The sequence below is a fragment of the Methylobacterium sp. JK268 genome, from assembly GCF_054052225.1.
On sequence record NZ_JBSVZN010000060.1, the window covers coordinates 1 to 9,634 of the forward strand.

Here is a 9,634-nt window from a genome sequence, read left to right on the forward strand (position 1 = left end):
GGCTACGGCCTGTACGGATCTGATTCGCTCGGTTCGTGTTGTGAGCCTTTGCGCTGTGCGGGAGGCTTTGCATGGACGGACTTGGGGTCGGCGACATCCGCACCGAGGCGCGCGGCGCTTGGCTGTTTGATCGGATCGTGACCACCGGCAGCGTGGTGCTGAGCACGGTCGGGGGCAGCGAGGCCGGCACGGCCGCAGCCCATCGCTACCTGTCCTCGCCGCACACGAGCGTGGGCGCCATCCTGCGGGCGTTTGGCGCGCGCACGGCCCAGGCCTGTGCCGGCCGCGCGGTCGTGGCGGTGCAGGACACGAGCGAGATCAACTTCACCCCGCTGGCGGCGGGCCGTCACGGGCTCGGGCCCGCCGGCAACGGGCGCAATCCCGGCTTCTTCCTGCACCCGGTCGTGGCGGTCGACGCACAGGACGAGGCGATCCTGGGGCTGGTCGATGCCCAGATCTGGACGCGGGCGGACGCGCCGGTCAAGCCGCGGGCGGGCCGGCCGATCGCGGACAAGGAGAGCCGGCGCTGGGGTGTGGGCGCGCAGGCCGCGCAGGCCCGCCTGGGCGAGAGCGCGGCGAGCCTGATCGTGGTGGCCGACCAGGAAGGCGACATCTACGATCACGTCGCGCGCTGTCCGGCGGGCACCGACCTGCTGGTGCGCGCCCGCCACGACCGGGCGCTGGCCACGGGGGGCGCGATGACGGCGGAGGCGGCGCGCTGGCCGGTCCTGGCCGAGGATACGGTGACGGTCCCCGCCCGGCCGGGCCGGCCCGAGCGCACCGCACGGGTGCAGTTGCGGGCCGGATCGCTGGTGGTGAAGCGGCCAGCGGGCGAGCCGAAGAGCCTGCCGGGCGCGCTGCCGCTGAGCCTGGTGACGGTGGAGGAGCCCACCCCGCCCGACGGTCAGGCGCCGCTGTGCTGGCACCTTCTGAGCACGCGCCCGGTCGCGACCGCCGCCGAGGCGCGCGAGACGGTGCGGCTGTACCGGCTGCGCTGGCGCATTGAAGAGGTGTTCCGCGCGCTCAAGCGGGACGGGCTGGGCCTGGACGCGACGCAGATGCGGGTGCCCGACAAGCTGTTCCGGCTGGCGGCTTTGGCGCTGGGGGCGGCGGTGCGCATCCTGCAGTTGGTCGATGCCCGCACGGGCGGCGGGCGGCCGATGCAGGACGTGCTCGACGCGGTCGCCTTGCCCGTGGTGGCGCAGCTGGGCCGGGCCTGCGAGGGCAGTACGGCACGCCTGCAGAACCCACACCCACCGGGGACGCTGGCCTGGCTGTCTTGGATCGTGGCCCGGCACGGCGGCTGGAACGTCGCCGGCAAGCCGCCGGGACCCAAGATCATGGCCCGCGGCTGGCAGCGCTTCGCCGCCATGCTCGCCGGCGCAATCCTCGCAGACCCCGACTCACTTCCGTCAAGGCCGTAGCCCACTCGGGAGAGGGGATTAGCGCTTGTGCATCCCGCCGCGGCCCGCCCGGCCCCGGACCAGATTCCTTAACGCCCCGGCGCGCGCGTGCTACAGGACGGCTCGCCGACGGGTCGACCGGAGCTCATCGCCCCCGACCGGTGCCCGTCCCCACCTCCTCCTGACCGGTTCACGTCCTCGATGTCCTCCGTCGTCACGCGCTTCGCCCCGTCGCCCACGGGCTTCCTCCACATCGGCGGTGGCCGCACGGCGCTGTTCAACTGGCTCTACGCCCGGAAGACGGGCGGCCGGATGCTGCTGCGCATCGAGGACACCGACCGGGAACGCTCGACGAAAGGCGCCATCGACGCCATCCTCGACGGCCTGTCCTGGCTCGGCCTCGACTGGGACGGGGACGTGATCTACCAGTTCGCCCGCGCGGACCGGCACCGGGAGGTGGCCGAGGGCCTGCTCGCCGCCGGCCGGGCCTATCACTGCTACGCGACGCCCGAGGAACTCACCGAGATGCGCGAGGCGGCCCGCCGCGAGGGCCGGCCCCTGCGCTACGACGGGCGCTGGCGCGACCGCGACGCCTCCGAGGCGCCCGCCGGCGTCAAGCCGGTGATCCGCCTGCGCGCGCCGACCGAAGGCGAGACGGTGGTGGAGGACGAGGTCCAGGGCCGCGTCGTCTGGCAGAACAAGGATCTCGACGACCTCGTGCTGCTGCGCTCGGACGGCACGCCCACCTACATGCTCGCCGTGGTGGTGGACGACCACGACATGGGCGTCACCCACGTGATCCGCGGCGACGACCACCTCACCAACGCGGCGCGCCAGACGCAGATCTACCAGGCCCTCGGTTGGAGCGTGCCGAGCATGTCGCACATCCCGCTCATCCACGGGCCGGACGGGGCGAAGCTGTCGAAGCGCCACGGGGCGCTCGGCGTCGACGCCTACCGGGACCTCGGCTACCTGCCCGCCGCGCTGCGCAACTACCTCGTGCGGCTCGGCTGGAGCCACGGCGACCAGGAGATCTTCTCCACCGAGGAGATGATCGCCGCCTTCGATCTCAAGCAGATCGGCCGCTCGCCGGCCCGCTTCGACTTCGCCAAGCTGGAGAACCTCAACGGCCACTACATCCGGTCCACCCCGGACGCGGACCTCGTGGCGGCCATCGAGGCGATGCTGCCGACGCAGGGCCCTGCCCGCGGGCTGCCGGCCCGCCTCGACGACACCCTGCGGGCGCGCTTCATCGCCGCCATGCCGGGCCTCAAGGAGCGGGCCAAGACCCTGATCGAACTCCTCGACAGCGCCTACTACCTCTACGCCCCGCGCCCCCTCGCCCTCGACGAGCGCGCCGAGGGGCTCCTCGGCAATGGCGGGCGCGAGCGCCTCGCGGGCGTGCTGCCCCGCCTCGAAGCGCTGCCCGACTGGAATGCCGCCGCCACCGAGCAGGCGGTGCGCGACTTCGCCGAGGCGGCGAGCGTCAAGCTCGGCCAGGTCGCCCAGCCGCTCCGCGCGGCGCTCACCGGCCGGGCCACCTCGCCGGGCCTGTTCGACGTGATGGCGGTGCTCGGCCGCGAGGAGAGCCTCGGCCGCCTCCGGGACCAGGCCCGCGCCGCCTGATCCGGACCTGGCGAATCGCTCTCACGGCCTCGGTCGCCGGGCGGCCCGCGCGGCGGACCCTGAACAGCGCGTGAATTTTGTAACCCGGTTCGGGCCGTCCAGTTGAAGAGGCAGCGTCGATCCGCTAACCCGGACGGCGAGTGAGCAGCTGCAGCAAAATTCCCGCCGCCCCGCCCGCGCCCCGAATCGCGCCGGACCCGCGGCCCCGTGCCTCGACGCTCATTCCGTTGATGAAAGGGTCCCAAACCCCATGAGCTTCCCCCACGCCACTCTCTCGGTGAACGGCCGCCAGGTGGAGCTGCCGCAGAAGGACGGCACGATCGGCCCGAGCGTGCTCGACATCGGCAAGCTCTACGGCCAGACCGGGATGTTCACCTACGATCCCGGCTTCACCTCGACCGCCTCCTGCGAGTCGAAGATCACTTACATCGACGGCGACGAGGGCATCCTGCTCTACCGGGGCTACCCGATCGAGCAGCTCGCCGAGCACGGCGACTTCCTGGAGACCTGCTACCTGCTGCTGTTCGGCGAGCTGCCGACCGCGGCCCAGAAGGCCGATTTCGACTACCGGGTCACGCGCCACACCATGGTGCACGACCAGATGAACCGGTTCTTCCAGGGCTTCCGCCGCGACGCCCACCCGATGGCCATCATGGTGGCCTGCGTCGGCGCGCTCTCGGCCTTCTACCACGACTCGACCGACATCTCGGACGAGAAGCAGCGCATGATCGCCTCCATGCGCATGATCGCCAAGATGCCGACACTCGCGGCCATGGCGTACAAGTATTCAATCGGCCAGCCCTTCGTCTATCCGAAGAACGACCTCGACTACACCTCGAACTTCCTGCGGATGTGCTTCGCGGTGCCGTGCGAGGAGTACCACGCCAATCCGGTGCTGGCGCGCGCCCTCGACCGCATCTTCATCCTGCACGCGGATCACGAGCAGAACGCCTCGACCTCGACGGTGCGTCTGGCCGGCTCCTCGGGGGCCAATCCCTTCGCCTGCATCGCGGCCGGCATCGCCTGCCTGTGGGGCCCGGCCCATGGCGGCGCCAACGAGGCGGCGCTGAAGATGCTGGAGGAGATCGGCCGGCCGGAGCGCATCCCGGAATACATCGCCAAGGCCAAGGACAAGAACGACCCGTTCCGCCTGATGGGCTTCGGCCACCGGGTCTACAAGAACTACGACCCGCGCGCCCGCATCATGGCCAAGACCACCCACGAGGTGCTGGCCGAACTCGGCATCAAGGACGACCCGCTGCTCGACGTGGCGGTGGAGCTGGAGCAGATCGCCCTCAAGGACGAGTACTTCGTCGAGAAGAAGCTGTACCCCAACATCGACTTCTACTCGGGCATCACCCTGAAGGCGATGGGCTTCCCGACCTCGATGTTCACGGTGCTGTTCGCGCTGGCCCGCACGGTCGGCTGGATCGCGCAGTGGGCGGAGATGATCGAGGACCCGTCGCAGAAGATCGGGCGCCCGCGCCAGCTCTATATCGGCCCGGCCAAGCGCGAATACGTGTCGATGTCGCAGCGGGGCTGAGGAACCACGCGCCCGAACCCTCCCCCCCTCTGCGGGGGAGGGTGGCCTGCGGAGCAGGCCGGGAGAGGGGCGGCGCGGCGCTGATCCAGGTGGCGCCCTTCACGACGTCTCAGGTTCATCCGGCACCCGGGTTCCCCTCTCCCGCCCGGCTCCGCCGGGCACCCTCCCCCGCAAAGGGGGGAGGGCTCATCCAGCCTGCGCCGTCACCGTCCCTTCGCCGCGCCGCCGCGAGCACGATCCGCGCCGCGCTGCGGCTCGGGTCGTCCCCGTCCGGCAGGCGCATGGCCGCGTCGAGGCGGCGCAGCGCCGTCTCCTGGGCGTCCCGCACGGCCCCGCCGGCGAGGAGCGGCCCCAGCGCCTCCGCCAGCCGCTCCGCCCGGCACTCCGCCTGGATCAGTTCGGGGATCGCGTTCTCGCCCAGGATCAGGTTCGGCAGCACGATGCTCGGCACCTGGATCAGGCGGCGGACGATCACCTCCTCGATCTTCGGCACCCGGTAGGCCACCACCATCGGCACGCCCGCGAGCGCGAGTTCCAGGGTGACCGTGCCGGAGGCCGCGAGCGCCGCCCGCGCCCGCCGGAAGGTCGCGTGCTTCTCCGCCTCGCCGTCGACGAGGCGCGGCGCCACCGGCCAGTCCTGCGCCAGGGCGGCGATCCGGTCCCGGTGCCGCGCCACCGCCGGCAGCTCGACCCGGAACCGCGCCCCCGCCGACACCAGCCGTCCCAGCGCCGCGCCGAAGACCGGCATCAGCCGGTCGATCTCCGAGCGGCGCGAGCCCGGCAGCACCGCCAGGACCGGCTCGGCGGCGTCCCGTACCCGGGCCTCGGCCGCGTCCGGGCGCAGCTCCGCGAGCCGCTCGATCAGCGGGTGGCCCACATAGGTGCAGGCCGGCCCGCCGAGGCGGCGATGCGCCTCCGGCTCGAAGGGCAGCAGCGCCAGCACGTGGTCGACATAGGCGCGCATCTCCCGCGCCCGCCAGGGCCGCCAGGCCCAGACGCTCGGGCTCACGTAGTCGACCACCGCGAGGTCCGGCAGGGCCTTGCGCACCCGGCTCGCCACCGCGTGGGTGAAGCCCGGGCTGTCGATGATCACCAGCACGTCCGGCCGCGCCGCCACGCAGGCCCGCACGGTCTCGCGGATGCGCCGCATCAGCAGCCGGATCCGCGCCGCCACCGCGAGGTAGCCGATCACCGCCACGTCCTCGAGGGGGAAGAGCGAGGGCATGCCCTCCGCCGCCATGGCGTCGCCGCCCACGCCCGCGATCGCGATCGGCCCCGGGGCGGTGGCCCGCAGGGCCCGGATCAGCTTGGCGCCGAGCTGGTCGCCGGATTCCTCGCCCGCCACCAGCCACAGGGTGAGGGGCCGCGTCACGGGCGCGCCTCCAGGCCGATCAGGAACAGGCCCTGCGCCTCGGCCAACGCCACCGTCTCGGCCCGGTCCAGGACCAGGGTGTCGCCCGCCCCGACCGCGATCCCGGTGCAGCCCGCGGCGGCGGCGGCCCGCACCGTGCGCGGACCCACCGCCGGCAGGTCGACCCGCAGGTCCTGGCCGGCCTTGGCGAGCTTCACCAGCACGAGGCCCGGGGGAGGGCGCCCGAGGCCGAGGGGGCGCCGCACCAGGGCGCGGGCGCGGGCGAGCATCCGGTCGGTGCCCTCCGGCCCCTCGACCGCGAAGACCCGCCGGCTCGCCACCACGGCGGCCTGGCCGACATCGTGGGAGGCGAGGCTCGCCAGCAGCGCCCGCCCGGTGGCGATCGAGATCGCCGAGGCCGCGTCGGGCTCGCGCGCGCCGAGCGGGCCGGGGCGGGCCATCAGGTCGGGGGCGAGTTCGTGCACGCCGAGGATCCGGTGCCCGTGCTCCTCCAGCAGCGCCAGCACGCCGCGCAGGAGGTGGTCGTCGCCCCCCTGCGCCAGCGAGCGCAGCTCCTCGCGGTTGCGAAGGGCGGCCAGCCCGTTGAGGAGGGCGGCCGGGCTCGGCCGGGAGACGGCGCCGACCAGCGTGACGCCCGACGGCTGCCACGCGTCGAGGCGGGCGAGCGCCCCGCGCACGTCGAGGAGGTCGACGAAGGCCTCGGCCCGCCGCCGGGTCGCCGGGTCGGCGAAGCCGCGGATCGCCAGGATGCGGAAGGGGCGCCCGGCCGCCTCCAGGGCCGCCGCGACGAGGAGGGGGAGGCGGCCCGCCCCCGCCACGATCGCCACGCTGCCGGCTTCCATCGCCTCGCTCCTCCGCCGCTCAGGCGGCGCCCGGCGCCTCGCGCGGGATGCAGACCGAGCGCTTGCCTCCCGCCCGCAGGAAGGCGAGGATCTCCTGGACGATCGGGTGGGTCTCGAACTCCGCCGCCACGTCCTCGACGCGCTCCATCAGCGTACCCTCCTGCGCGAAGAGCAGCCGGTAGGCGCGGCGAAGCGCGTGGATGTCCTCCCGCGAGAAGCCGCGGCGCTGCAGCCCGATGATGTTGAGGCCCGACAGGTAGGCCCGGTTGCCGAGCGCCATCCCGTACGGGATCAGGTCGTTCTCGAGACCCGAGAGGCCGCCCACGAAGGCGTGCGGGCCGACCCGCGCGAACTGGATCACGGCGGCGCCGCCGCCCAGGATCGCGAAGTCGCCCACCGTGCAGTGGCCGGCCAGCATGACGTTGTTCGAGAACACGACGTTGTGCCCGACCCGGCAATCGTGCCCGACATGGCTGTTCGCCAGGAAGGCGCAGCGGTCGCCGACCACCGTCTCCAGGCCGCCGCCGGCGGTGCCCGGGTTCATGGTCACGCCCTCGCGGATCAGGCAGTCGGCCCCGACCGTCAGCGTCGAGGGCTCGCCCTTGTACTTGAGATCCTGGGGCGGGTGGCCGATCGACGCGAAGGGGAAGATCCGCGTGCGGGCGCCGATCGTCGTGCGGCCCGCCACCACCGCGTGGCTGACGAGCTCGACCCCGTCGCCGAGCCGCACCCCGGGACCCACGTGGCAGAAGGGGCCGACGCGCACGCCCTCGCCGAGCACCGCGCCGTCCTCGACCACGGCGCTGGGATGGATGAGGCCGCCGCTCATTCGGTCACCAGCATGGCGCCGATCTCCGCCTCGGCCACCAGGGTGCCGTCGACCTTGGCCTCGCCCCGGAACCACCACATGAAGCGGCGGTTCTGGATCTTCTTCATGTGGTACTCGACGGTGTCGCCGGGCACGACGGGCTTGCGGAACTTCACCTTGTCGATGGTCATCAGGTAGACCCGGCTCGGCTTGGTCTCGTTCGCGAGCTTGTGGGCGCAGCAGATGGCGCCCGCCGTCTGCGCCATGCCCTCGACCAGCAGCACGCCGGGAAAGACGGGCGTGGTCGGGAAGTGGCCGGTGAATTGGGGCTCGTTCGCCGTGACGTTCTTGATGCCGATGCAGCTCTCGTCGCGGTCGATGTCGATGATCTTGTCCACGAGCAGGAACGGGTAGCGGTGGGGCAGGAGCTCCATCACCCGCAGGATGTCGGCGGTGCCGAGCGCGGTGGGCGTGGCGGTCTTGGTGTCGGGCTCCATGCGCGGCCTCAAGCTGGGATCGGTCGGCCGGCGGGCCGAGGGTGTCGGTTCGTCAATGGCGAGGAAGCGGGAGGCGATGCAAGGACTTTGCGGCGGCACGGGGGCGGGATCGCGTCCGGCGCGAAGCGACAGCACGGGACTGTGCCGTTGCTGCACCGGCCGGGGAGGAAGGTCAGGCGACCTTGAGCTTGCGGGCAGCCTCGGCCAGCACCTCGTTCATCCGGGTCTGCCAGCCGGGGCCGGTGGCCTTGAAGGCGGCGAGGACGTCGGGATCGACCCGCAGGGAGATCGGGACCCGCTTCGCGTCGGAGGCCGGGCGCCCGCCGCGGCTGCGGAAGGCCGCCGCGAGGTCGGGAGGCAGGCCCTCCGGCCCGCGCCGCATCCGGCCCAGCTCCTCGCCCGTCAGGGGCGGATTGTCGGAGACCTCGTCCCAATCCTCCTTCGCATAGCCGTGGGCCGCGGCGTGCTCCGGATCGAAGGGTTTAGGGTCGCTGCTGCTCATGAAAGCTCCTCTCCTCGCTCGAAGCCGGCCGTATGCTGAGCATGATGATGGAGAATCGCTTCGGTCACCGAAACCGCTATCGGCACGATATGCGACGCTCCCAATCGGTGACGCGGGATCCCCTCTCCCCGCGTGCGGGGAGAGGGCTCTGTCGACCTTGTTGTCGGCAGAGCAAGCCCGAAGGGCGAGGGTGAGCGACTGTCTGGCGTGTCAAGTCTGGGCGGCGAGTTGGGCGCGGACATCACGGGCCTTGGCGTTGAGGCGCACGAGCAGCTTGTGGGCGAGAGCGATGCGGATGACCTTTGGGGGCTTTCCGGCTTGGCGCAACCGTTGGTCGAAGGCGATGAAGTCGGGATCGAAGCGCCGCACGCAGCTGGTGACCACGAACAGGATGGCGCGCACGTCGGCCCGTCCGCCGCGCACGGGGCGTCGGCCGCTGCTCTGGCCGCTGTCGCGGGCGATGGGTGCCAAGCCGGCCAGCTTGGCGATGGCTTTGCCCGAGAGGGTGCCGATCTCCGGCAGGTCGGCCATCAGGCGGGCGATCGTGCGGTCGGCCACGCCCTTGATCGTGCGGAAGGTCGCATCGAGGGCAACCCAGAGCGGATCGGCCTTGAGCTGGGCGGTGATCGCCTCCTCCAACGCGGCGATCTGGCGGTTGATCAGCTCGACCATCTCGGCGACCGAGGTGCGCACCTGCGGCTCGGTGACGAGGCGGCCCTGGTTGGTCTGGACGGTGCGCGCCTCGACCAGTTGATGCAGGCGCGTGACCAGGGCGCTGAGCCGCTCCTGAGCCGGGCTGGCCGGCGGCCGGGGTTTGATCCGGCGCACCTCGGCGAAGCGCGCGATGACGCCGGCATCGATCTGGTCGGTCTTCTCGAGGATGCCCATGGCCTCGGCGAAGCGCCGCACCTGGCGGGGGTTGAGGAGGGCGCAGGGCAGGCCGTCCGCCCAGAGCAGGCGGAAGGGCTGCTGTTCGTAGCCGCCGGTGGCCTCCAGGGCGACGAGGGTGACGTGGTTGTCCCGGCAGAAGCGGGCGAGCGT

General features: G+C 72.4%; 9 protein-coding genes. 3 read left to right on the forward strand and 6 right to left on the reverse strand.

Features of this window, described 5'->3' with window-relative positions; translation table 11 throughout:
• Positions 1–71: 71 nt before the first annotated feature.
• The 3 genes from ACW9J6_RS34120 to gltA all read left to right on the forward strand — a co-directional run bounded on the left by ACW9J6_RS34120 (position 72) and on the right by gltA (position 4,572).
• Complete coding sequence (locus ACW9J6_RS34120; RefSeq protein WP_457118717.1) at positions 72–1,424, forward strand: IS4 family transposase; 1,353 nt, start codon at positions 72–74, stop codon at positions 1,422–1,424.
• A gap of 180 nt (positions 1,425–1,604) precedes the next feature.
• Positions 1,605–3,029: a glutamate--tRNA ligase gene (gene gltX, locus ACW9J6_RS34125; RefSeq protein WP_457120766.1), complete on the forward strand. Its 1,425-nt coding sequence runs from the start codon at positions 1,605–1,607 to the stop codon at positions 3,027–3,029.
• 250 nt (positions 3,030–3,279) lie between these two features.
• Positions 3,280–4,572: a citrate synthase gene (gene gltA, locus ACW9J6_RS34130; RefSeq protein WP_457120767.1), complete on the forward strand. Its 1,293-nt coding sequence runs from the start codon at positions 3,280–3,282 to the stop codon at positions 4,570–4,572.
• A gap of 115 nt (positions 4,573–4,687) precedes the next feature.
• Here the strand turns inward: gltA and lpxB are convergent, their stop codons facing one another.
• The 6 genes from lpxB to ACW9J6_RS34160 all read right to left on the reverse strand — a co-directional run.
• Positions 4,688–5,944, reverse strand: coding sequence for a lipid-A-disaccharide synthase (lpxB, locus tag ACW9J6_RS34135; protein WP_457120768.1), 1,257 nt, complete (start codon positions 5,942–5,944; stop codon positions 4,688–4,690).
• The gene (locus tag ACW9J6_RS34140; protein WP_457120769.1) at positions 5,941–6,786 is read right to left on the reverse strand and encodes an LpxI family protein; all 846 of its coding nucleotides are present in this window, start codon (positions 6,784–6,786) and stop codon (positions 5,941–5,943) included. The genes lpxB and ACW9J6_RS34140 overlap by 4 nt, the downstream gene beginning before the upstream one ends.
• A 19-nt stretch (positions 6,787–6,805) precedes the next feature.
• A complete protein-coding gene (lpxA, locus tag ACW9J6_RS34145) occupies positions 6,806–7,615 on the reverse strand; it encodes an acyl-ACP--UDP-N-acetylglucosamine O-acyltransferase (RefSeq protein ID WP_457120770.1) in 810 nt (269 codons plus the stop codon).
• Positions 7,612–8,091 (reverse strand): 3-hydroxyacyl-ACP dehydratase FabZ, encoded by a 480-nt coding sequence (fabZ, locus tag ACW9J6_RS34150; protein WP_457120771.1) that lies wholly within the window; start codon positions 8,089–8,091, stop codon positions 7,612–7,614. Before fabZ ends, lpxA begins: the two co-directional genes overlap by 4 nt.
• Positions 8,092–8,263: 172 nt before the next feature.
• A complete protein-coding gene (locus ACW9J6_RS34155) occupies positions 8,264–8,593 on the reverse strand; it encodes a BrnA antitoxin family protein (RefSeq protein WP_457120772.1) in 330 nt (109 codons plus the stop codon).
• Between the two features lie 210 nt (positions 8,594–8,803).
• Positions 8,804–9,634 (reverse strand): IS110 family RNA-guided transposase (locus ACW9J6_RS34160; protein WP_457115101.1); only part of this gene is annotated, 831 nt, incomplete at its 5' end.

What these genes read in the sequence shown, in the direction of transcription:
- ACW9J6_RS34120 (WP_457118717.1), top strand. Translation starts at nt 72, where the DNA reads ATGGACGGACTTGGGGTCGGCGACATCCGCACCGAGGCGCGCGGCGCT.
- gltX (WP_457120766.1), top strand. Translation starts at nt 1,605, where the DNA reads ATGTCCTCCGTCGTCACGCGCTTCGCCCCGTCGCCCACGGGCTTCCTC.
- gltA (WP_457120767.1), top strand. Translation starts at nt 3,280, where the DNA reads ATGAGCTTCCCCCACGCCACTCTCTCGGTGAACGGCCGCCAGGTGGAG.
- ACW9J6_RS34140 (WP_457120769.1), bottom strand. Translation starts at nt 6,786, where the DNA reads ATGGAAGCCGGCAGCGTGGCGATCGTGGCGGGGGCGGGCCGCCTCCCC.
- lpxA (WP_457120770.1), bottom strand. Translation starts at nt 7,615, where the DNA reads ATGAGCGGCGGCCTCATCCATCCCAGCGCCGTGGTCGAGGACGGCGCG.
- fabZ (WP_457120771.1), bottom strand. Translation starts at nt 8,091, where the DNA reads ATGGAGCCCGACACCAAGACCGCCACGCCCACCGCGCTCGGCACCGCC.
- ACW9J6_RS34155 (WP_457120772.1), bottom strand. Translation starts at nt 8,593, where the DNA reads ATGAGCAGCAGCGACCCTAAACCCTTCGATCCGGAGCACGCCGCGGCC.